Raw genomic sequence first — 21,782 nt, 5'->3', positions numbered from 1 at the left:
ACCGGTCAGGCGACGACGCGCCGGCCGATTACTACGAGAAGTTCGTCATGCATCACGTCACTCACGGTAGGACTGCGGATACTGAAGAGTCAAACCACGGTCGTCGTCATCCCACGATCTGGGAATGCACTGGTCTGCGGCACCTCACGCAGGGCGGTTTCGCGAGAGTGCCAGAATGGTGGCGTGTCTGCTTCAGCCCCGGAACCGCAATCGTCCTCCTCGGGTTCTGCGTCCCGTCGGCCCGCATCGGCGGCCGGCGATGCCGAACCCGCATCCGATGAGCTGGCGTTGCCGCAGGTGTTCCGGCTGAGCAAACTCGCCTACTTCGCCGTTCCGGCGGCGTTGCTGGTCGCCCTGATCCTGGCCGGCACGAGCCTGGCGTGGCTCGGCTGGACGTTCGTTCTGCCGGTGCTGCTCGCGGTGTGGATCGGGCGGATCAGGACGGTGGTGACCGAGGACGGTCTGCATGTGGTGGGCACGTTCGGTACCCGGGACGTGACGTGGGCCGAGATCGACGGACTCCGATTCACCCGATGGGGGCCGGTGCGCGCGGTGCTCGTCGACGAGACGTCGGTGCGGTTGCCCGCGATCACCTTCCAGGACCTGCCACGCCTGTCGGCCGCCAGCCGCGGCCGTATCCCGGACCCGTTCGCGGCGGCGGCAAACGCCGATTCGTGACATCCCGGCGACCACATTGCGCCATCCGTCGACCGTGGGTTTACCGGCTCCTTAACGATCGGTTTCACCGCATGCAGATTCCGGCCACCGCTGGTTAACGTTCTCGGGTGGTCACGCACGCGGTCCGCCCGCACCAGGTCAAGGAGCTCATCGCCAGGGGCGAGCTCGCCGAACTCACGGATCTGATCGCCACGATGCCGCCCGGCGAGATCGCTGCGGTCGGCAACCGGCTTCCGCGTCGACAGGCGAGCATCGCGTTCCGACTTCTCCCGAAGGACGTCGCGCTCGAGGTCTTCGAGGACCTCAGCCCCAAGGTGCAGTATCGGCTCATCGAACAGCTGGGTACCAGCGAGGTCGGCGAGTTCTTCGGGAGTCTTGATCCCGACGACCGCGCGGAACTCCTCGACGAGCTGCCCGCCCCCGTCGCACACGACCTCGTCGCGTCCCTGGAACGCAGCGAACGCGAGGCGACCGGGCTGGTCCTCGGGTTCCCGGCGGGCTCGGTGGGACGTCGGATGAGTCCGGAGATCGTGCACGCCTACACCGACGATTCGGCCGCGGCGGCGCTGGACCGGGTGAAGGAGGTCGGCCACCAGGTGGAGACCATCTACATGGTCCCCGTCGTCGATCGCGACCACGTCCTGGCCGGGGTGGTGAGCCTGCGCGATCTGCTGCTCGCCGATCCCGGCACGCGGTTGTCGAGCCTGATGCGCACCCCGATCTCCGCCGACGCCGGAGACGACGCGGAGCAGACCTCGTTGCTCTGCGTGGAGCGCGGCATCCTGGCGATCCCCGTGCTCGACAGCGAACGCCACGTCATCGGCGTGTTCACCCTCGATGATGCGGTCGAGGTGATGAGTCAGGCCCGCGACGAGGACCAGGCGCGTGCCGGTGCCAGCGAACCCCTGAACGAGCCGTATCTGGTGGCGTCGGTGCTCTCGATCACCCGCTCGCGCATCGTCTGGTTGTTCGTGCTGGCCGTGTCGGCCATCCTGACGGTCAACGTGCTCGAGATCTTCGAGGCCACGCTGGATCAGATGGTGGCGTTGGCGCTGTTCATCCCGCTGCTCACCGGCATCGGTGGCAACACCGGTTCGCAGGCCGCGGTCACCGTTACCCGCGCGCTGGCCGTCGACGAGGTGTCCCCGCGCGATGTGGCACTCGTGGTCGGCAAGGAACTGCGCGTGGGTCTCACCCTGGGTGTGCTGCTCGGCCTCGTCGGATTCGGCGTCGCGTCGCTCGCCTACGACATGGACATCGGCGCGGTGATCGGTCTGACCATCCTGTCCATCTGCACGATGCGGCCACCGTCGGTGGTGTGATGCCACTGATCGCAAAGTCCATCGGAGTCGATCCGGCGGTCTTCTCGACACCGTTCATCTCGACGTTCTGCGACGCGACGGGGTTGATCATCTACTTCTCCATCGCCAAGGCGGTTCTCGGAATCTGAGACGGCAGTGCCGTCACAAGGGATGGCCGGTTTTGTTTGCCCACGTCAGGCAGGAGTACCGTGGACGCTCGGTGAGATCGTCGACGCACAACGCCGACGATCGTGGTCAGCGCCGGTCGGATGGTGACACGCCCCACCCCGTCCCGATCGGTTCCGCCCGCGAATATCCGCGGCGGTGCATGCGTTGACCCGCATCAGTCCACGCGCACGTCGCACGTACGCGCGAAGAACCACCCGATCGAGGAAAAACCATGCCAGCCTTGAGGTCACGTACCACCACCGTCGGACGAGAAGCCGCCGGAGCCCGTTCCCTGTGGCGTGCCACCGGAATGACCGACGACGACTTCGGTAAGCCGATCGTGGCGATCGCGAACTCCTACACGCAGTTCGTGCCCGGCCATGTGCACCTCAAGGACGTCGGTGAGATCGTGGCGGAGGCGGTGCGTGCCGCCGGTGGCGTGCCCCGCGAGTTCCACACGATCGCCGTCGACGACGGCATCGCGATGGGCCACGGCGGCATGCTCTACTCGTTGCCGAGCCGCGAGATCATCGCCGACTCCGTCGAGTACATGGTCAATGCGCACACCGCGGATGCGTTGGTGTGTATCTCCAACTGCGACAAGATCACTCCGGGCATGCTCAATGCCGCGATGCGCCTGAACATCCCGACCGTGTTCGTTTCCGGCGGACCGATGGAGGCCGGCAAGGCGGTCGTCGTCGAGGGTGTCGCGCAGGCGCCGACCGACCTGATCACCACCATCTCCGCATCGGCCAACTCCGATGTCGACGACGACGGCCTCTCCGAGGTCGAGCGGTCGGCGTGCCCGACGTGTGGATCGTGCTCGGGCATGTTCACCGCCAATTCGATGAACTGCCTGACCGAGGCCCTCGGACTCGCGTTGCCCGGCAACGGTTCGACGCTGGCCACCCACGAGGCCCGCCGCGCCCTGTTCTCGCGTGCCGGTCAGGTGGTCGTGGAGGCCGCCACCCGCTGGTACCGCGACGACGATGCGTCGGTCCTGCCGCGCAGCATCGCCTCGGCCACGGCGTTCCGCAACGCGATGGCCCTCGACGTCGCGATGGGCGGATCCACCAACACCGTGCTGCACATCCTGGCCGCCGCGCAGGAGGGCGAGGTCGCCGACTTCGACCTGTCGGTGATCGATCAGATCAGCCGCAACGTTCCCTGCCTGTCGAAGGTCTCGCCGAACTCCGACTACCACATGGAGGACGTGCACCGGGCCGGCGGAATCCCGGCCATCCTCGGCGAGTTGCGCCGCGCCGGCCTGATCGACGACACCACCTCCACCGTCCATTCGCCGACCCTCGCGAAGGCCCTCGACGACTGGGACATCCGCAGCGGCACCGCCACCGACGAGGCGTTCGAGCTGTTCCACGCGGCGCCCGGCGGTGTGCGCACCACCACCCCGTTCTCGACGGCCAACCGCTGGAGTTCCCTCGACACCGACGCCGAGGGCGGCTGCATCCGCGACTTCGATCACGCCTACACCGTCGAGGGTGGACTGTGCGTGCTCAAGGGCAATCTCGCCGACGACGGTGCCGTGCTCAAGACCGCCGGCATCAGCGAGGACCTGTGGCACTTCGAGGGCCCGGCGCGCGTGGTGGAAAGCCAGGAGGAAGCCGTCCAGGTCATCCTGAGCAAGACCATCCAGGCCGGCGAGGTCCTCGTCGTCCGCTATGAGGGCCCGTCCGGCGGCCCGGGCATGCAGGAGATGCTGCATCCGACCGCCTTCATGAAGGGCACCGGGATGGGCAAGAAGTGCGGCCTGATCACCGACGGCCGCTTCTCCGGCGGTTCGTCGGGTCTGTCGGTCGGCCACATCTCCCCCGAGGCCGCCGCCGGTGGCGTCATCGGCCTCATCGAGGACGGCGACCCGATCCTGATCGACGTGAAGACCCGACGCCTCGAGGTCCTCGTCGACGATGAGGTGCTCGCGGAGCGTCGCGCCAAGATGGAGGCCTCGGAGCGTCCGTGGCAACCCAAGGACCGTCAGCGTCCGGTCACGACCGCGCTGCGTGCCTACGCGAAGCTGGCGACCTCAGCCGACAAGGGAGCCGTCCGCAATGTCGACTGAGTCGGCTCCCCCGGCGGCGACGTCCTCTCGTCACCGGTCGGGTCCCTCGCTGGTCGAGGTGCGAGGAGCGCTAGCGACGAGCCTCGAGACCTCCGTCAGCCGATGCTGGAACATCACCGGGACACCTGCGGCGAGACGCTACACTCACCCCGGATTACCCGGCGACTCAAGCGGATTGGCGCCATTGAGGAAGATCCACACGACGACAGCTGCAGCGATCGCCAGCGCGAGCCACACCACCGACCCGATGAACGGCCGTCGGGCCCACTTGCGTGGTCGGTCCAGGGAGTACAGCCCGGGCCCGGTGAGGATCAACGCAGCAGCCGCGACGGCCAGCAGGATCTCGTACTCGACGCCACCGGCAGAGGCGAAGTAGGAGAACCCGCCGGCCAGGGTGACCCGGAAAGTCGTGGCCAACAGCATCACCGACAGGATCGCGCAGGCACCGATCGGCGTGAACAGTCCGAGGATGATGAGTGCGCCACCGACGACCTCGGTCACGCCGCCGGCGATCGCCAGGATGTGCACCGCGTCGGGATGGAATCCGAGCGCGGGATTGGCGTCGTTGGCGAGGAAGTCCTGATATCCCGAGATGCCGGGCCCACCCCACCACCCGAACAGATGCTGCAGGCCGTGCGCCACCGCTGCGACGCCGAGACCGAGGCGCAGGATCAGCAGGCCCAGATCGAGGGTGCCGCGCGGTTCGTGGACCGCGGCCACCGTCACGGGTTCGCGGTCGCGGTCGAGGTCCGGCTGATCGGACTGCTCGTGCGGTTCGTCAGTGTCGTAGGCGGCGAGGGCCGCCGGGGCCGGCATCGCCGCGGTGCGGTTATCCCCGTCGTCGGAGGTGTCGAGGTCCTCATCGGTCAGTGCCCGGGTGGGCGCAGTGCCGTCGGACTGGGCGTCCTCGCGACGCGTCTTCGCAAGCTCCGGGAAGGTTTCCTCGACCGACGGGATCGGCGTGGGAGGCTGCCGCGTGGTCGCCTCGGCGTCGATCTTCTCCGTCTCCTGCGCGGCGGTCTTCGCGGTCGTGGTCTTCTCCGTCGCGGCGGCCGACGTCGGCACGGCTTGTGCCGTCGGCGCCCCCTTCTCCGCTGACGGCGCCCGGTCCTGCGCTGACGGCGCCCTGTTCTCCGTTGCCGGCGCCCGCTTGTCCGCTGACGGCGCCTTCGGCCGACCGGCGGGGGTCGCCGATCCCGCCCCCGTGCCGATCTTGGCGGTGGGCGCGGTGTCCGCCGCCGAGGGTCCGCCCGTGGACGAGGCGGGCGGGTCGATCGATGTCACCGGCGGCATCGGCACAGGGTTGCGCCGATTGGCCGACGGCGGCACCTGCAGCGGCCTGGTCTCGACCTCGTCGGGTCCGATGTCGTCGAGGGATTCCACCCGCGAGACCGGACCGGGCCGACGCCGGTGACGCTCGTAGAACGCGTCGCGGTCGGCTTCGCTGATCTCGGGTACCCGGAACGAGCCCGTCGGTTCGTCGTACGGGCTCGGCGGCTGAAAGTTCTCGCCACCGGCGTCGGACTGTCCACGCTCGCTCACATGGCCGATGCTAGAGGTTTCGACGGTGGAGGCGGTCGACCGCCGCGCGGTCGGAGGGCAACGATTGGTGATCGCTACTGTGGTGGGCATGCGACAGGGGCGGCATATTCACCGACGAGCCCGGAATTCACGGTCCCGGCAGAATGCCGCCTCCATCCGCAATCGTGTTGCCGTATTGCTGGGGATCCTCGGACTCGTCGTCGCGCTGGCCGGTTGTGATTTCTCTCAGCAGGACCGCGATCAGGCGGCGGGGCAGTTCAGTGAGAACGACGAGAACTTCAACCTCCCATCGACTCCGCCGCAGTCGACTCCGCAGGAGGGGCCCAGTCCGTCGCCTCCGCCGCCGGGGCCGTGCGTTGATCCGGACCCGGCGGTCATCGCCACCTGCCTCGCCTCCACCGGCGGCCTGCGTGCCGGCGACGATCAGGGTGAGGTGACAATCGTCGCCGAACGCACCACCGGCAAGATCATCACCACCAAGCGCTACGGACCGCCGCGGACGGTCGCGACCTTCCCGGTCGACGGTTCCGGCGACGGTGGTCTCATCGACTTCGCCTTCTCCCCCACTTACGACCAGGATCAGCTCGTCTATGCGTTGATCACCACTCCCAGCGACAACCGGGTGGTGCGGTTGGCGCCGGGTGACGTCCCCAAACCGATCCTGACGGGAATCCCGAAGGGCGCCACCGGAAACATGGGCGCCATGCTGTTCGCCTCGCCGACCGAACTGGTGGTGGCGACGGGAAATGCGGGTAACCCGGCAGCGGCCAACGACCCGGCCTCCTTGGCCGGAAAGCTGCTCTCGATCACCGATCTGTCGTCCGGCGGCAATGCTCGCCCGAAGGTTCTCACCTCCGGGCTCGGCTCCAATGTGTCGTTGTGCCCCAACAATTCCGGCACCTTGTACATCGCCGACCAGGGCCAGACGGAGGATCGCCTGCAGTCGGTCGACGAGTCGGGGACTGCCACCGTGCTGTGGACCTGGCCGGACAAGCCGCAGATCGCCGGTTGCGCGGCCACCACCGGTCAGGTCTTCGTCAGTGAGACACGGGGCCAGCGGATCGAGGCGATCACCGCCCCGACGCGCGACAACCCCACCGTCAATCCGCCGACCGTGGTGTTGGACAAGCGGTATGGGGCTCTCGGCAAAATGACCGCGCTGGAGAACGGCGTCATCCAGTTCGCGACGGTCAACCGCGCCTACGGTCAACCGGTCAGAACCGATGATCGTGTCGTCCGCTTCATCGCTCCGCCGGCGGGTGAGAGTCGGACGTAGTCCGGACCACCAGGGCCCCTGGTGTATGCCATCCGTCCGGACTACATTCGCAGCCCCACCAGCGGTTTGCCGGTAATGTGCCGATGCACAAACAACGCGGAGGTGATGGGTGGCGCTCCAACCGGGCGACGAGTTCGCGGGATACCGGATCATCTCCCTCCTCGGCCGCGGCGGCATGGGTCAGGTGTACCTCGTCGAGAATCCGCACCTGCGCCGCCGCGAGGCGTTGAAGGTCATCTCCGCGGCCGGCGCCCACGACGCCGACTTCCAACGCCGTTTCACCCAGGAAGCCCAAACCGCGGCCGCACTCAGCCATCCCGCGATCGTCACCATCTATCACTACGGCGTCGAGGACGAGACCCCGTGGTTCACCATGGAGCATCTCGACGGCGCCAACCCCACCCACCGATCACTGACCACCGATGAGGTCATCGAGGTCGCCGGACATGTCGCCGCAGCCCTCGACTACGCCCACCGCCGCCACGTCGTTCACCGAGACATCAAGCCCGCCAACATCATCGTGCTCCGAGACGACGACGGGAGAATCGAACGCGCCGTCGTCCTCGACTTCGGCATCGCCAAACTCCTCGACGCCACCGGCCTGACCGCGAGCAGCGCGTTCATCGGAACGCTCGCCTACACCGCGCCGGAGATCATCGACGGCCATCCGGCGTCACCGGCGTCGGATCAGTATGCACTCGCCTGCACCATCTACGAACTGCTCTGCGGCACAACACCCTTCACCGATACGACGCCTTCGGCGTTGATGATGGCGCACTTCTCGCGACCGTATCCGCCACTGCTCGCGCAGGACCGCACCCTTGGCCGGTTTGATCAACTACTGTCAAAGGCACTCGCCAAGAGTTCGCCCGAACGGTTCACAACCTGTCGCGACTTCACGCATGAACTCACCTTCGAGGCACCGAAGACCTCACCCCGCCACGACGAAACGGCAGTACAACAAGCAGCCCTTCAGTTCGCGCCGACCATCGTCCCACCCCATAAGGTGATTGAACCGACTCCGTCGGAACACGGTAGCTTCACACCGGACGCCCCTTCGGACGCATCGACCATTGTCCAATCAGCGGAGATTACCCATGAGCGCCGCCCACCAGCGACTACCCACGTAAACCGGGCGATCTCGACACCAGAAGCGAAAGGGACCGCACAGGCCAGGGTCACGGACTCAGAGCGGTCGCGCTTGCGCACGAAAGGGCGACGGACCATCGCCATGTCAATCATTTCGTTGCTGGTTGTCATTGCCGGCTCAGTCGCTACGTGGCTGGCGGTTGATGGGCAGCGAGACTCGGTTGCCGATGCAATTCGCACCGCCGCACCGGGCACGTGCGTTCACTACGAGTACGACGGTTCAAAGATTACCGAGTTCTACCACACCGACTGTGCGTCGCTGTCGGCCAACTATCGCGTGGGAAGTCGCACCTCAGATCCGGAAGAATGCGCGAACAACCAGTGGGTCCGGTCGACCTCTTCAGGCGATGAAAGCGTACTTTGCCTGGTCAGAGAGCTTCACTTCTGACATCCTCCGAACCAAGGGGGACTGAGTTGTTCCCGACCTCCGCCAACACGTCATCGGCCAGTATGAACACCGTCCCAGTGCGGATGCAGCGTTCCGTGGACACTGGTGACGGCCGACGCCGATCTTCTCGGTCGCCTCGACCTCGATCAGCGACTGCAGGCTGGCATGGGCCATACGGGCGAACGCCGCACCAGAATCGGTGAAGGTGAGTGAATGGAGCTTTGCGTCCCGCCTCGACTGGCGTCATGCCAGAACCCACATCTCTGGTGACTCACCCAAATTCGCTGTTCGCCAATATGTTTCATGAGTAGCATGGCCTGCCACCTGTCCGCGCGCCCCCGACACTTCGGACAATACACAGCTCGGACGTCAGTACCTCTCGACAACGACGCCTCACAGCACATTCACCCGCACACCCGTGTGACTTCTGTTCACCACAGCGACGTACGTTCACCCCAGTTCACCCCAGGGGAAACTGTTCACTGAAGGTACGAAATGCCTTGCAACCGTTACACATTCACCTCATGATTCACCCCATGACGAACTGATTATCGGCTACACTAGATATCAGCTGCACTCACACAGGGGGACGAATGAGCGACCACGACCTCGCCGAGATTCTCGACGTCATCATCGACAACCTCACCGAACCGAGCATCGACCAGAAGTCACTGACCGACCGGCACGCCACCGAGGTGATGACCCAACTGCGCCTCATCCGCAACCTCGTCGACCACCTGTGCGTGGTGTTCACCGGACACCTCGAACAACTCCACGTCGCCACCCACCAAGGCCGTAAACTCCGAGAACTGTTGATCTGCATGGGATATCCACCCGCCGTCGCACAGCGCTACCTCAGACTAGCCGCCGCCACCGACATCCCCCGCGTCACCGCAAGCACCGCACTCGGTTCCCTCAGTTCCGAACACGCCGACGCCATCATCCGCGGACTGACCCACATCGCCCACCGCTCCCCCGAAGAAGTCACCCCCGACATGCGGCACGACCACACCATCGCCCTGCTCTCCCACGCCGGAGCCGGAATGGCCCCCTCCGACATCCAGAAGTACGCCCGGCAACTGGGCAACCAACTCGCCGCCGACACCGACGGCGGCCTCCCCGCCGCCGAGGACCGCAGCGTCAACGAACTATCCCTGCACCATGACGCGGACGGACGACTCGCCGTCACAGCCGACCTCGACGTGACCGTTGGAGAGAAACTGTCCACCGCGATCGACGTGCTGTCCGCCCCCGTACCCCAACCCGACGGCAGCCACGATCCCCGCTCCACCGAACGCCGCCAAGCCGACGCCCTCGAAACCCTCCTCGACGCCGCCGTCCGCGGCCTGGCCGATGACACCATCCCCACCACCACCCGCCTCGAGGTCCTCATGATCCGCTCCGCCGACGACCCGGCCGCAGCGTCACTGCCGCACTCCGGGCCCGTCACCGAATCCACCGCCGACATGCTCAGCTGTGACAGTGCCGTCACCGACATCACCACCAACGGTGACGGCGTCCCACTGAACGTCGGCCGCCGCAAACGGTTCTTCACCAACGCCCAACGCAAGGCCTACATCGTCCGCGACGACGGCTGCATCAAATGCGGGGCACCCGCATCCCGCTGCCACGCCCACCACATCCAGCCGTGGAGCGAGGGCGGCGCCACCGACCTCGACAACGGATGCCTGCTCTGCCCGTCGTGTCACGACGACATCCACCACGGCGGATGGGCCGTCATCATGGGCGCCGACCGACACCCATGGCTCATCCCACCAGCCACCGTCGACCCCAAACAACGACCCCAACCCGCCTACAACCGCCGCACCATGCGACTCGACGACGCCGCCTGACCCACCCCCGCAGGACCGTCTCGGTGCACGACATGTGACCCCATAACCCGGTCCACACCAACAGCTTTCGTTCTTTGACAAGTCCACAGAGAAACAGCGCGGGTTCGCATCCGACGATGAGCAGCACACCACTGCGGCACTCGGATCCGAACCCACCCGGCCCCAGCGCGAAACAGCCGGCAGGCCGTGAACTACTGGCAGGCAGCCAGCACAAGCTCCTGAACCCGAGCCGGATCTGCCTGTCCACGAGTCGCTTTCATGACATCGCCGACGATCTTGCCGGCCGCCTTGACCTTGCCGCCGCGGATCTTCTCCACGATGTCGGGGTTGTTGGCGAGCGCTTCGTCGATGGCCTTCTGCAAGGCGGAGTCGTCGCGCACGACCTCGAGGCCACGATCGGCGACGATCTGCTCGGGCTCACCCTCACCGTCGAGGACAGCGACAACGACCTGCTGGGCCAGCTTGTTGGTGAGCTTGCCGGCGTCGACGAGACCGATCACCGTGGCGACCTGCGCCGGCGTGATCGGCAGATCGGCGAGCTCGACCTCACGGGAATTCGCCTGCTGGGCAAGGAATGACACCCACCAACCACGAGCCGCCTCGGGCGCTGCGCCCGCGTCGACGGTCGCAATGATCAGGTCGACGGCACCCACGTTGACCAGGTCACGCATCACCTCGTCGGAGACACCCCACTCCTCCTGGATGCGCGCACGACGCACCCACGGCAACTCGGGCAGCGTCGCCCGGATCTCCTCGATCCACGCCGGATCCGGCTGCACCGGAGGCAGATCCGGCTCCGGGAAGTAGCGATAATCCTCGGCGGTCTCCTTGCGGCGGCCGGGAGAGGTGGTGCCATCGGTCTCGTGATAGTGCCGGGTCTCCTGGATGATCTCGCCACCCGCCGCCAAAATGGCTGCCTGACGCCGCATCTCGTAGGTGACAGCAACCTCGACACTCTTCAGCGAGTTCACGTTCTTGGTCTCGGTGCGCGTGCCGAATTCACTTGCGCCCTTGGGCATCAGCGACACGTTGGCGTCACACCGCAGCGAACCCTGATCCATCCGGACATCGGAGACGTCGAGCGCCTTCAGCAGATCACGCAGCGCCGTCACATAGGCGCGGGCCACCTCGGGTGCCCGCTCCCCCGCACCGACGATCGGCTTGGTGACGATCTCCACCAATGGGACACCGGCACGGTTGTAGTCGAGCAGCGAATGGTCGGCACCATGGATGCGTCCGGCACCACCGATGTGCAGCGACTTTCCGGTGTCCTCCTCCATGTGGGCGCGCTCGATGTCGACGCGCCACGTGGTGCCGTCGGAGAGCACCACATCGAGGTAGCCGTCGTAGGACGTCGGCTCGTCGTACTGACTGATCTGGTAGTTCTTCGGCTGGTCCGGATAGAAGTAGTTCTTTCGTGCGAACACACTCGACGGCCGGATCGAGCAGTTCAACGCCAGTCCGATGCGGATGGCGTACTCGATGGCCTTCGCGTTGGCCACCGGCAGCGAACCGGGTAGCCCGATGCACACCGGGCAGACCTGCGTATTGGGGTCGGCACCGAAGGCGGTCGGGCAGCCGCAGAACATCTTGGTCGCGGTGCCCAATTCGACGTGGACCTCCAGGCCCATCACCGGGTCGAACTCGGCGATGACCTGGTCGTAGTCCATCAAGTCGGCAGCAGCGGCAGTCATGGCCACCAGTTTATGCGGCGACCGACGCACCGGGCCCGACGGGTGAGGCACTCACGGACCCCAGGGCCCGAGAAAGTTCCGGGTGCACGCTACGGGGGAACCCCGATGTGGTTCCCCTCGCCCGCTCCTACCGTGGAACTCACACGATGATTGATCACCGATCACGAAAGGAATTGCCCGATGACCACCGACTACTCACCCACCCGACTGTCGCAACCAACGCCGGAGCGACGACTCACCCGATCGCGCAGCGACGCCTGGATCGGCGGCGTTTGCGGTGGAATCGCCCAACGCTACGGCTGGGATCCCACCCTGATCCGAGTCCTGTTCGTCGCCTCGATTCTGCTCCCCGGCCCGCAGGTGCTCCTCTACCTGCTGTTGTGGATCGTCATCCCCCGCGACCCGGCCTGAGGCCGACAGCAAACCCCGAGGCGCACCGATCACCCGAAGATGACGCGGATCTCCTGATACTGATCGAGCGGCACCGTCTTGGGGTTGGCCAACGCCTGATCGAAGGTGATCCGGGCGATCTCGGTACCGTGCAACGCCACCATGTGACCCCACTCCTTGTCGGCGACGAGATCGGACACAGCCATCCCCAGCCGCGTCGCGAGCACCCGGTCGAACGCCGTCGGCGTACCACCCCGCTGGATATGCCCCAACACGGTAGCCCGGGTCTCGATGCCGGTGCGCTCCTCGATCATCGGGGCCAGCACCTCGGCGATTCCGCCCAGTCGGGGACGGTTGAAGCCGTCGAGGCCCTTGGTCGAGTGCGCGGAATCCATGTCCGGAAGCTTGAACCCCTCGGCCACCACCACCATCGGTGACCGGCCACGATTCTTGACGCTGGTCACCCACGCACAGATCTGATTGATGCTCTCCGGCTGCTCCGGGATGAGGATGGCGTGGGCGCCGCCGGCGATGCCGGAGTTCAGCGCGATCCACCCGGCGTGACGGCCCATCACCTCGAGCACCATGCAGCGTTTGTGCGAGTTGCCGGTCGTGCGCAGCCGGTCGATGGCCTCGGTCGAGATCTCGACGGCCGTGTTGAAACCGAAGGTGTAGTCGGTGGCGTTGATGTCGTTGTCGATGGTCTTGGGGACGCCGACGATGTTGATGCCGTCCTCGTACAACCGCTTCGCCGCCGACGCGGTGCCCTCACCACCGATGGCGATCACCCCGTCGATGCCGAGGTTCTTGAGCACCTTCTTGATGTTCTCCGGACCGCCGTCGGGCTCGGAGTACGGCCCGAAACGGCTGGTCCCCAGGATCGTGCCGCCCTGATTCGACAGGCCACGGACCACGCTGCGGTCGAGGTCGATGATGTCGCCGTAGACCAGCCCGTACCAGCCGTCGCGGAATCCGACAAACTCCTGGCCGTAGACGGTTTCCCCTTTGAGGACGGCTCCACGGATCACCGCGTTGAGTCCCGGGCAATCGCCGCCGGACGTGAGTATCCCGAATCGCTTGGCCATACCGCTGAGTGCCTCCTGCCGCGTCTGATTCCGCGAACGGTTGTCCCGTCCCCGAACAGCACTCAATCTAGTGCGCTGGGAGCACTCGTGCCGGACGTGCGATGGCCCGCCTGAGCGTCGAACACCTCACTTGAGACCGTTCTCATAGGCAAACACGACGGCTTGCGCACGATCACGCAATGACAACTTGGCCAGCACACTGCTCACATGCGTCTTCACCGTCTGCTCCGCGACGAAGAGTTCGGTGGCGATCTCGTGATTGGACTTCCCCTCGGCGACAAGGTCGAGCACCTCACGTTCACGCGGCGTCAGGATGTCGACAGCGTCGGATCGAGGTCGACGGGGACGCCGATCAGTGACCTCGCGGATCAGCCGCCGGGTGATCGACGGGGCGAGTAACGCCTCACCGGCGGCGACCACCCGCACCGCACGGACCAACTCGTCTGCGGGAGCGTCCTTCAACAGGAACCCGGAAGCGCCGACCCGCAGGGCCTCGTACACGTAGTCATCGATGTCGAAAGTCGTCAGCATCAACACCTTGGTGCGCCCGGAAGCCCCGTCGGCGGGGAGTTGCGCGCCTGCCGGCCCGCCCGATCCGAGCGACGCGCCCGATCCGAGAATCCGGGCGGCCGCCCAGATTCCGTCCTTGCGCGGCATCCGCACGTCCATGAGGACGACGTCAGGTTTCACGCGTCGACATACCTCGAGCGCCGCCACGCCGTCGGCGGCGTCGCCGAGAACCGCGAAATCCGGTTGCGCGGCAAGTAACGCGGAGAAGCCTTGACGAACCATTGCCTGGTCATCGGCGACGACGAGCGTGATCGGCACGGCCGCAACGCTACCCGAACACCGTGGCGAACCCACCCGGTACCTCGACGACACCGCGGCCGGCAATGGCCGGGATGTGCGCACGCACCACGAATCCGCCATCGCGAGTGGGATGCGCGGTCAGCCATCCACCGACTGCCCGTGCCCTATCGCTCATGCCGGTGATCCCGACACCCGCGCCGCCGAGATCGAGCGGTGCGTCGGTACCAGCCGCGTTCGCCACCGTCACCTCGGCGCCCGTCACTTCGGCACCATCGTCAGCAGGCGAGAGGGTCACCGCGATCGGGGCGCCGGGCGCGTGTCGTGTCGCATTGGCGAGGGATTCCTGCACGATGCGGTAGATGACCAGCGCCGATGACTCCGCGAACTCCGCATGATCAAGCGTGTTTGACACCGTCACCGACGCCCCCGCCAACCGCGTGTGGTCGAGCAGCGAATCGATATCGGCGAGACCCGGATTGGGTGCCGCACTGGCCTGTGTCCCGTCGAGACGCAGGACACCGAGAAGTTGCCGGACCTCATCGAGCGAGTTTCGGGCGGCCGACGCGATGGCATCGAACTCGGCAGCGGCGGCATCGCCGACATCGGGAATGCGGTAACGCGCAGTCTGCGCCATCACCACCACCATCGACATCCGGTGTGCCACAACATCGTGCAGGTCGCGGGCAATGCGGGCCCGCTCTTCGAGGACCGCGGTCACCGATTCGGCCGCCTTGGTCTCCTCGGCACTGACCGCCAGTTGCCTGCGGGAGCTGAGCAACCCTCTGAGCAAGGCAACGACCACCGCCATCGATGTCACGCCGAACACCCACCCCACTCGGACGGTGGGAGGGGCTGCAAGCGCGAACGCTGCTGCCGACACCAACCACACCGGGGCGAGGTACCGCAACGGACACCGCAGATACGCCACGAACGTCAGCACCAGCAGCGCAATGATCTGGGTGACCTGAATCGTCCACGGCCAGCCATTGGCGGTGGGCACCAGAAACCCGATCAGCTGCGCGGCGATCACACAGGCCGCCCACCCCAACAGGGGCGCCGCCCATGCAAGGGCCAGCGGCAGCGTCGCCATCGCCGCCGTCACCGGCAACGCATACGACGGAAGGTCATGCGTCTCCGGCAGCGTCGGCCATGCCACGGTGAACAACACCACCGCAAAGATCAGGAAGAACCAGTTGACCGGCGACCGTAGATAGGCGCGGACATCGGGATGTTGTACCACCGGCAGACCCCGGATCTCCGTGGCGGCCGCGCTGCCGATCTGACGAACTACGCGCAAGAACATGTCACTCACCTCCCGCTCCACGCTAGAGGGTGCGGACCTCGGTGTCGTCATACCGCAGAGGGAGATGCGGGTGATACCGGGTAGCTACCTCGCACGTCACTCCCCGCTCCGACGTCGTGAGACAGAACCACCGCTGCGACCGATGTGTGCAGGCGTGTGCGATTCCTAGCGTCGAGAACCATGACCTTGCAGCATGACGATGATCCGAACGCGTCCGTAGCACCACACCCACCGGACCATCACCGACCGGTCCAACGCCGACACCGTGTCATGCGAATCATCTTGTGGAGCTTGTGTCTGCTTGCGGTCGCCCTCATCCACACCGCGATTCGTGTTCCGGCAGCAACGGCCGGCGGACAGTTGGCCGATCTGTCGACCGCGCGCAATTCCCCGGCCGCCACGTCGGCGGTCGACGCCCTGGTCGGCCCTGACCCTGCCCAGACCCTTCGGTACCTACCTCCGGATTTCGCACGAGTGATCGGCTACCGACCACTCTTGGCGGATGGATACCCGGTCAACCCGACCGGACGGTGCTCCTCACCGGTACCCTTACCGTCGAGGTTTGAACCACTCTGCAAGACACACGATTTCGGGTATGATCTGCTCCGCTACAGCGCACGGGCCGGTGCGCCGCTGCCGCCGTCGGCCAGACTCGCCATCGATCGCATGCTGATCGATCGCATGCGCGCCGACTGCACCGGAACTCCTTGTGCCGCCGCCGCGGAGGCCAGCCGAATCGGATTGGCCGTCAACACCTGGCGCCAGAACGGCGAAGCCCCGGTCTCACGAGAGTCGTTGTCGCACATCGTGATGACGACACTGTGGAAGGCTGTCGCCGGAAACCTTGGTGTCATCGGCGGTGAACGATGATGGCCGTGCGGACTTCGCGCGCCGTCGAGGTACCGCATGCTTGCGTCCCGATTTCGGCCGCACTCGGTCTGATCATCGCCCTGTGGCCCGGCTCGCTGCCTCGCTCCACGGGCTCCTCGGCAGCCGTCGTCGCCGGATGCGTAGGAATCGCCACGATCGCGGCACGCCTGTCCACGTGCCGACGAACCGCGGACTCGTCGCCACGCCGACGCCTGATACCGGCGGTCGCCACTCTCGCCGCGGCCTCCACCGTCAGCGCCAATGTCGCGTGGCAGAACACCATTCGCACAGATCTCGGTGTCGCATCGATCGGCGTGACGTACTGGTGGATGATGCTCGGGACTGCCGTTGCCACATTCGCGATCTCCGTCTGGACGTCACGTCGCGCCGTCGTCATCGCCAGTCTGCTGACAGCCGTCGTCGCGGGCTCGATCGCCCCACCCGCCCAGGCGGAAGCGGCCACTCATACCGACCACCCACCGACTGACACCGACACAGCGGCGGCCGCGATCACTCGACAGTGGGTCCGCAGTGGCGGGCTCGATGGCGCCGCTGTGGTGATCGCGGTACCGACCGGCTCCGGCTGGGTCGACCCCCAGGCCATCGCCGAGATTCAGGATCGATTCGGCGGCAGCCAGATTCGTCCCACGGGTCAGCTTCTGCCCGCACGCCGGATTCCACCCGGCGGCCGGCACACCGGTGTCGCCATACTCACCTTGCCGTATGCGGATGCATCGTCATGGCGGGTGTTCCTCACCGACCCCGATGCGGCCGCGCGCAGCGCGATCGCGCTGTTGCGTCACGTGCTCGACGCGCGTGATCGCCGACCCGGTGGTGCGCGTCTGCCCCGCGTGTATCTCTACGGGCAGAGCCTCGGCGCGCTGGGGGCCGATCGCGCCCGGGCATGGGCCGAACGCACCCACCCCGGTGCGGTGAGTGCGACCATGCTGGCCGGGGTACCGGCAGACAGTGTGGACACCGGTCGATCGTCCTCGCCGCGCACCATCGTGGCCAACGACTCCGACCCGGTCACCCGCTGGTCGGTGCGATCGCTGTGGCATCGACCCACGCCACCGGACGGAACCCGACGGGTGGGCAGGCCGGTGCACAGGCCGCCGTGGCTGCCTGTCGCCTCATTCATTCAGGCGTCGGCAGATCTGCTGGCGTCACTCGACGGGCCGGTCGGAACCGGTCACCGTTATGGGCGCGAGCAGATTCAGGCGATCGGGCCGCGCGCCGCCTCATAGGCCGCGCCCACCCGGTACAGCCGGTCGTCGGCAAGGGCCGGAGCCATGATCTGCAAACCGACGGGCAGTCCGTCGTCCGCGGACAGGCCCGACGGCACCGACATCGCGGCCACCCCGGCGAGGTTGACCGGCAGCGTGCACAGGTCGAACAGGTACATCGCCAGCGGATCGTCGACCTTCTCCCCGATCGGGAAGGCGGTGGTCGGGGTGGTCGGCGAGACCAGGACGTCGACGGATTCGAATGCCGCGGTGAAGTCGCGGGCGATCAGCGTGCGCACCTTCTGCGCCTGACCGTAGTAGGCGTCGTAATAGCCCGCCGACAACGCGTAAGTGCCGATCATGATGCGGCGCTTGACCTCTGGACCGAATCCGGCTTCCCGGGTCAGTGCCATGACCTCTTCGGCGCTGTGGCGTCCGTCGTCGCCGACGCGCAATCCGTAGCGCATGGCGTCGAAGCGTGCGAGGTTCGACGACACCTCGCTGGGCAGGATCAGGTAGTAGGCACCCAGCGCGTAGGTGAAGTTCGGGCACGACACCTCGACGACCTCGGCGCCCCGCGCGGTCAACTCCGCGACGGCCTTCTCGAAGGAGCCCAAGACCCCCGCCTGATAGCCCTCACCCTGCAACTCACGGACCACACCGACCCGCACACCGGCGAGATCGCCTGCGGCACCGGCGCGTGCGGCGCCGACCACATCCGGGACCGGAACGTCGATCGAGGTGGAGTCGCGCGGATCGTGACCGGCGATCACCTCATGCAACAACGCGGTGTCAAGGACGGTGCGACCACACGGACCGCCCTGATCCAGCGACGACGCGCAGGCAACCAGTCCGTACCGCGAGACGGTGCCGTAGGTGGGTTTGACGCCGACCGTCGCGGTGACCGCGGCCGGCTGCCGGATCGAGCCACCGGTGTCGGTGCCGATCGCCAGCGGCGCCTGATACGACGCGAGCGCCGCAGCGCTGCCACCGCCGGAGCCACCCGGAATCCTGGTGGTATCCCACGGATTTCGGGTCACCTGATAGGCGGAGTTCTCGGTGGAACTACCCATCGCGAACTCGTCCATGTTGGTCTTGCCGAGGATCGGGATGCCCGCGGCACGCAGCCGGGCGGTGACCGCGGCATCGTAGGGCGGCACCCAGCCTTCGAGGATCTTCGATCCGCAGGTGGTGGGTGCGTCGGTGGTGGTGAAGACGTCCTTGAGTGCGATCGGCACGCCGGCCAGCGCGGACGGTGCTTCGCCGGCGGCGATCGCATCGTCGGCGGCCTTGGCGGCTACCAACGCCTCCGCGCCGCTGACGTGCAGGAATGCGCCGAGTTGATCATCGATCTCGGCGATGCGATCGAGGTGCGCCTGGGTGACCTCCACCGAGGAGACCTCACCGGCGGCGATCTTCGCGGCGAGGTCGGCGGCGGACAGTCCGGTGATCTCGTTCGCGGCGCGGGTGGCGGACTCGGTGCTCACTGCTCTTCCCCCAGGATCTGCGGAACGGCGAAACGGTCTTGCTCGACGGCCGGCGCACCCGAGAGCGCCTGCTCGGTGGTCAGGCCGGGCACCACCTCGTCGGCGCGCAGCACATTGGCCAGCTTGGCCGGGTGGGCGGTCGGCGGGACATCGTCGGCAGCGACCTCGGACACCTGGGCGACATGCGCCAGGATCGAATCGAGCTGCGCGGCGTAGACGTCGAGTTCTTCGTCGTCGAGTGCCAGTCGCGACAGCCGCGCGAGATGGGCGACCTCCTCGCGGGTGATCGCGGACTCTGACTGCCCTGACATGTCGATCGTGTCCTTTCTGACCTGGCACTCGAAGACGAGGGCGCACCTCATCCGCGCCTGCGCACTGTGCCGACAACCCCATCAAGCCTAGACGCCGCGGCCGACGGCGGACTCGGCACGGTCAGTGCAGCTACCTGGCCAGGCGGGCGGTGATCCACGGCAACACCAGATAGACCATCAGCGGCGTGTTGATGAGGGTGCCGATCAGGGTTTTCAGGACGATGTGAACGCCGTCGAGGTGGGCGAGCACCAGCACGTTGATCAGCAGGGACATCGGGAAGAACCCGAGCCAGATGGTGATGGCCTGCTTCCAGCGTGGCGGTGGGGCGCCGACGACCTTCACCGCGTTGGTGAGGTTGTGCTGCGGTTCGAACCATCCCTCGATCCCGGACAGCCGGTGCGTCGCGTATTCGACGGCGACGCCCTCGCCGCGGGACAACCACGCCTTGCGCACCGGCGACGAGTTCCAGTCGTCGAGCGCGTCCTCGTCGGCGAATCGGTAGACGACGTAGTACTCGTCCGGTTTCTTGGTCGACCGCAGCCAGCCTCCGCCCAGGAATCCCGGGAAGGTTCGTGCCAATGCGATGCCGGCGTCGGTCCAGGTCACGAAGTCGTGTTCGCGGCCTGGCTGGATGCGGCGGGCCACCGACGTCGTGACGTGTGGGGACTCGTCGACCGCGTTCTCGGCTGGATCCGTCATTCCCCCATCGTCACGGCTGCACCGGCCGGACGCACGTTCGTTGCCGACAACCGTGAACGGACCGCCTCGTCCCTCGTCGACGTGATCGACGTCACCCCCGGGCATCCGCCGGCGGCGCACCGCCCCGAGCACGCCACGCCCGCCGGTGCGACAATGCTCGTCGTGTCGTACCTCCTACGGGTCTACCTCCAAGACCGCCCGGGCAGCCTGGGGCTGCTCGCCGTGCAACTGGGATCGGTGGGCGCCGACATCCTCTCCCTGGAGGTCGTCGAACGCGGTGAGGGCTATGCGGTCGACGATCTGGTCGTCGAGGTCGCGCCGGGATCACTGCCCGACGCGTTGATCACCGCCGCGGAGAAGGTCAAGGGCGTACGGGTCGATTCGATTCGGCCGTATTCGGGTGTGTTGGACACCCATCGCGAACTCGAACTGGTCGACAAGGTCGCCACCGCCGGCAATGACCGACTGCAGATCCTGGTCGACAACGCGCCCCGCGTGCTCCGAGTCTCCTGGGCCACCGTCATCACGCGGGCGGCCGGCGGCGTCCTGCAGCTGTTCGGGAGTTCGGGTGCACCGGAAACCCCGCTGACCACGGCCGATTGGCTGCCGCTGACCACTGCGACGCAACTCGACTCGGAAGCCGAGTGGGTTCCGCAGGCGTGGCAGGACATGGACACGCGGATGGCGGCGGCACCACTGGGTGACGGGGCGAAGGCAATCCTGTTGGGCCGCATCGGCGGTCCCGATTTCCGGCCGTCGGAGATCGCGCGTCTCGGCTACCTCGCCGGGATCGTCTCGACGGTTCTGCGCGCAGAAGGCTGAATCCCAGCGGTTTGACCCCAGCCGATTGCCCGGTGGGTTGAGCCCGGCCCCTTGCCCCCGATCCGAACTGCGCCGACAATCGCAGGGTGGTCGAGATCGCGTTGGTCCGGGGTGACATCACCGCCGAATCGGTGGATGCCGTGGTCAATGCGGCCAATTCGTCGTTGCTCGGTGGTGGCGGCGTCGACGGGGCCATTCACCGTCGGGGTGGTCCGGAGATCCTCGCCGAATGCCGGGATCTGCGCGCCACCCGATTTCCCGATGGCCTGCCCGCCGGGCAGGCCGTGGCCACCACCGCGGGACGCCTGCGTGCACGGTGGGTCATCCACACGGTTGGCCCGGTCTACTCGGCGCACGCGGACCGGTCGGCGATCCTCGCCTCCTGCTACCGCGAATCCCTGCGGGTCGCAGACGAACTCGGTGCGACATCGGTGGCGTTCCCGGCCATCTCCACCGGAATCTACGGGTGGCCGATCGATGACGGGGCACGGATCGCCGCGGCCACGGTGCGGGCCACCGACACCTCGGTCACACAGGTCCGCTTCGTATTGTTCGATGATCGCGCGTTCGACGCGTTCAGCGCTGTCACGAGGTGAGTTGCCACAGGGCGAGCCGTGCCGAGACATGGTGTGACGAAACATGGTGTGCCGAA

18 protein-coding genes and 1 pseudogene are annotated in these 21,782 nt (G+C 66.6%); 11 read left to right on the top strand and 8 right to left on the bottom strand.

Annotated elements, in window-relative coordinates:
* The first annotated feature begins 183 nt into the window (after positions 1-183).
* The 3 genes and pseudogenes from ABLE92_RS20720 to ilvD all read left to right on the top strand — a co-directional run bounded on the left by ABLE92_RS20720 (position 184) and on the right by ilvD (position 4,224).
* Positions 184-678, top strand: coding sequence for a PH domain-containing protein (locus tag ABLE92_RS20720; protein ID WP_496560832.1), 495 nt, complete (start codon positions 184-186; stop codon positions 676-678).
* Positions 679-785: 107 nt separating this feature from the next.
* Positions 786-2,128 (top strand): annotated as a pseudogene (gene mgtE, locus ABLE92_RS20715) (magnesium transporter).
* Between the two features lie 251 nt (positions 2,129-2,379).
* Positions 2,380-4,224, top strand: a complete 1,845-nt coding sequence (ilvD, locus tag ABLE92_RS20710) for a dihydroxy-acid dehydratase (RefSeq protein ID WP_348806677.1) — start codon at positions 2,380-2,382, stop codon at positions 4,222-4,224.
* A gap of 144 nt (positions 4,225-4,368) precedes the next feature.
* Here the strand turns inward: ilvD and ABLE92_RS20705 are convergent, their stop codons facing one another.
* Positions 4,369-5,766 carry a DoxX family membrane protein gene (locus ABLE92_RS20705; protein WP_348806676.1) on the bottom strand — a complete coding sequence of 466 codons (1,398 nt, stop codon included), beginning with the start codon at positions 5,764-5,766 and terminating at the stop codon, positions 4,369-4,371.
* Positions 5,767-5,854: 88 nt separating this feature from the next.
* On the opposite strand from ABLE92_RS20705, the gene ABLE92_RS20700 reads away from it, so the two are divergent.
* The 3 genes from ABLE92_RS20700 to ABLE92_RS20690 all read left to right on the top strand — a co-directional run bounded on the left by ABLE92_RS20700 (position 5,855) and on the right by ABLE92_RS20690 (position 10,432).
* Complete coding sequence (locus tag ABLE92_RS20700) at positions 5,855-7,042, top strand: PQQ-dependent sugar dehydrogenase (RefSeq protein WP_348806675.1); 1,188 nt, start codon at positions 5,855-5,857, stop codon at positions 7,040-7,042.
* 109 nt (positions 7,043-7,151) lie between these two features.
* The gene (locus ABLE92_RS20695; protein ID WP_348806674.1) at positions 7,152-8,579 is read left to right on the top strand and encodes a serine/threonine-protein kinase; all 1,428 of its coding nucleotides are present in this window, start codon (positions 7,152-7,154) and stop codon (positions 8,577-8,579) included.
* Between the two features lie 593 nt (positions 8,580-9,172).
* Positions 9,173-10,432, top strand: a complete 1,260-nt coding sequence (locus tag ABLE92_RS20690; protein ID WP_348806673.1) for an HNH endonuclease — start codon at positions 9,173-9,175, stop codon at positions 10,430-10,432.
* 191 nt (positions 10,433-10,623) lie between these two features.
* Here ABLE92_RS20690 and gatB read toward each other — a convergent pair whose 3' ends face one another.
* Positions 10,624-12,126 carry an Asp-tRNA(Asn)/Glu-tRNA(Gln) amidotransferase subunit GatB gene (gatB, locus tag ABLE92_RS20685; protein ID WP_348806672.1) on the bottom strand — a complete coding sequence of 501 codons (1,503 nt, stop codon included), beginning with the start codon at positions 12,124-12,126 and terminating at the stop codon, positions 10,624-10,626.
* A gap of 180 nt (positions 12,127-12,306) precedes the next feature.
* Here gatB and ABLE92_RS20680 point away from each other — a divergent pair, with 180 nt between their 5' ends.
* Entirely contained in the window at positions 12,307-12,537 is a 231-nt protein-coding gene (locus ABLE92_RS20680; protein ID WP_348806671.1) for a PspC domain-containing protein, read from the top strand.
* Positions 12,538-12,566: 29 nt separating this feature from the next.
* Here ABLE92_RS20680 and ABLE92_RS20675 read toward each other — a convergent pair whose 3' ends face one another.
* The 3 genes from ABLE92_RS20675 to ABLE92_RS20665 all read right to left on the bottom strand — a co-directional run bounded on the left by ABLE92_RS20675 (position 12,567) and on the right by ABLE92_RS20665 (position 15,714).
* On the bottom strand, positions 12,567-13,601 hold the full coding sequence (locus tag ABLE92_RS20675; protein WP_348806670.1) for a 6-phosphofructokinase: 1,035 nt from the start codon (positions 13,599-13,601) through the stop codon (positions 12,567-12,569).
* Positions 13,602-13,727: 126 nt separating this feature from the next.
* Positions 13,728-14,429 (bottom strand): LuxR C-terminal-related transcriptional regulator, encoded by a 702-nt coding sequence (locus ABLE92_RS20670; RefSeq protein WP_348806669.1) that lies wholly within the window; start codon positions 14,427-14,429, stop codon positions 13,728-13,730.
* 10 nt (positions 14,430-14,439) lie between these two features.
* Entirely contained in the window at positions 14,440-15,714 is a 1,275-nt protein-coding gene (locus ABLE92_RS20665; protein ID WP_348806736.1) for a sensor histidine kinase, read from the bottom strand.
* A 270-nt stretch (positions 15,715-15,984) separates the two neighbouring features.
* Between ABLE92_RS20665 and ABLE92_RS20660 the strand changes: the two genes are divergently transcribed.
* Positions 15,985-16,584 carry a hypothetical protein gene (locus ABLE92_RS20660; RefSeq protein ID WP_348806668.1) on the top strand — a complete coding sequence of 200 codons (600 nt, stop codon included), beginning with the start codon at positions 15,985-15,987 and terminating at the stop codon, positions 16,582-16,584.
* Between the two features lie 5 nt (positions 16,585-16,589).
* Positions 16,590-17,831 carry an alpha/beta-hydrolase family protein gene (locus tag ABLE92_RS20655; protein WP_348806667.1) on the top strand — a complete coding sequence of 414 codons (1,242 nt, stop codon included), beginning with the start codon at positions 16,590-16,592 and terminating at the stop codon, positions 17,829-17,831.
* Here ABLE92_RS20655 and gatA read toward each other — a convergent pair.
* The 3 genes from gatA to ABLE92_RS20640 all read right to left on the bottom strand — a co-directional run bounded on the left by gatA (position 17,801) and on the right by ABLE92_RS20640 (position 20,308).
* Positions 17,801-19,297 (bottom strand): Asp-tRNA(Asn)/Glu-tRNA(Gln) amidotransferase subunit GatA, encoded by a 1,497-nt coding sequence (gatA, locus tag ABLE92_RS20650; RefSeq protein WP_348806666.1) that lies wholly within the window; start codon positions 19,295-19,297, stop codon positions 17,801-17,803. The two genes, ABLE92_RS20655 and gatA, sit on opposite strands and share 31 nt — an antisense overlap.
* A complete protein-coding gene (gene gatC / locus ABLE92_RS20645) occupies positions 19,294-19,608 on the bottom strand; it encodes an Asp-tRNA(Asn)/Glu-tRNA(Gln) amidotransferase subunit GatC (protein ID WP_348806665.1) in 315 nt (104 codons plus the stop codon). The genes gatA and gatC overlap by 4 nt, the downstream gene beginning before the upstream one ends.
* A gap of 130 nt (positions 19,609-19,738) precedes the next feature.
* Positions 19,739-20,308, bottom strand: a complete 570-nt coding sequence (locus ABLE92_RS20640) for an antibiotic biosynthesis monooxygenase (RefSeq protein ID WP_348806664.1) — start codon at positions 20,306-20,308, stop codon at positions 19,739-19,741.
* 153 nt (positions 20,309-20,461) lie between these two features.
* On the opposite strand from ABLE92_RS20640, the gene ABLE92_RS20635 reads away from it, so the two are divergent.
* On the top strand, positions 20,462-21,130 hold the full coding sequence (locus ABLE92_RS20635; protein WP_348806735.1) for an ACT domain-containing protein: 669 nt from the start codon (positions 20,462-20,464) through the stop codon (positions 21,128-21,130).
* 86 nt (positions 21,131-21,216) lie between these two features.
* The gene (locus ABLE92_RS20630; protein ID WP_348806663.1) at positions 21,217-21,726 is read left to right on the top strand and encodes an O-acetyl-ADP-ribose deacetylase; all 510 of its coding nucleotides are present in this window, start codon (positions 21,217-21,219) and stop codon (positions 21,724-21,726) included.
* Positions 21,727-21,782: the final 56 nt, after the last annotated feature.

This window comes from Gordonia oleivorans (genome assembly GCF_040044975.1).
Taxonomy (GTDB): domain Bacteria; phylum Actinomycetota; class Actinomycetes; order Mycobacteriales; family Mycobacteriaceae; genus Gordonia; species Gordonia oleivorans.
The sequence above is the reverse complement of the archived record's forward strand: the minus strand, read 5'-3'. Positions and strand labels throughout refer to the sequence as shown.

Bases quoted from the DNA above. Each gene is read 5' to 3' on its own strand.
- ilvD (WP_348806677.1), top strand. From the start codon at position 2,380: ATGCCAGCCTTGAGGTCACGTACCACCACCGTCGGACGAGAAGCCGCC.
- ABLE92_RS20700 (WP_348806675.1), top strand. From the start codon at position 5,855: ATGCGACAGGGGCGGCATATTCACCGACGAGCCCGGAATTCACGGTCC.
- ABLE92_RS20690 (WP_348806673.1), top strand. From the start codon at position 9,173: ATGAGCGACCACGACCTCGCCGAGATTCTCGACGTCATCATCGACAAC.
- gatB (WP_348806672.1), bottom strand. From the start codon at position 12,126: ATGACTGCCGCTGCTGCCGACTTGATGGACTACGACCAGGTCATCGCC.
- ABLE92_RS20680 (WP_348806671.1), top strand. From the start codon at position 12,307: ATGACCACCGACTACTCACCCACCCGACTGTCGCAACCAACGCCGGAG.
- ABLE92_RS20675 (WP_348806670.1), bottom strand. From the start codon at position 13,601: ATGGCCAAGCGATTCGGGATACTCACGTCCGGCGGCGATTGCCCGGGA.
- ABLE92_RS20665 (WP_348806736.1), bottom strand. From the start codon at position 15,714: ATGTTCTTGCGCGTAGTTCGTCAGATCGGCAGCGCGGCCGCCACGGAG.
- ABLE92_RS20660 (WP_348806668.1), top strand. From the start codon at position 15,985: ATGCGAATCATCTTGTGGAGCTTGTGTCTGCTTGCGGTCGCCCTCATC.
- gatC (WP_348806665.1), bottom strand. From the start codon at position 19,608: ATGTCAGGGCAGTCAGAGTCCGCGATCACCCGCGAGGAGGTCGCCCAT.
- ABLE92_RS20640 (WP_348806664.1), bottom strand. From the start codon at position 20,308: ATGACGGATCCAGCCGAGAACGCGGTCGACGAGTCCCCACACGTCACG.
- ABLE92_RS20635 (WP_348806735.1), top strand. From the start codon at position 20,462: ATGCTCGTCGTGTCGTACCTCCTACGGGTCTACCTCCAAGACCGCCCG.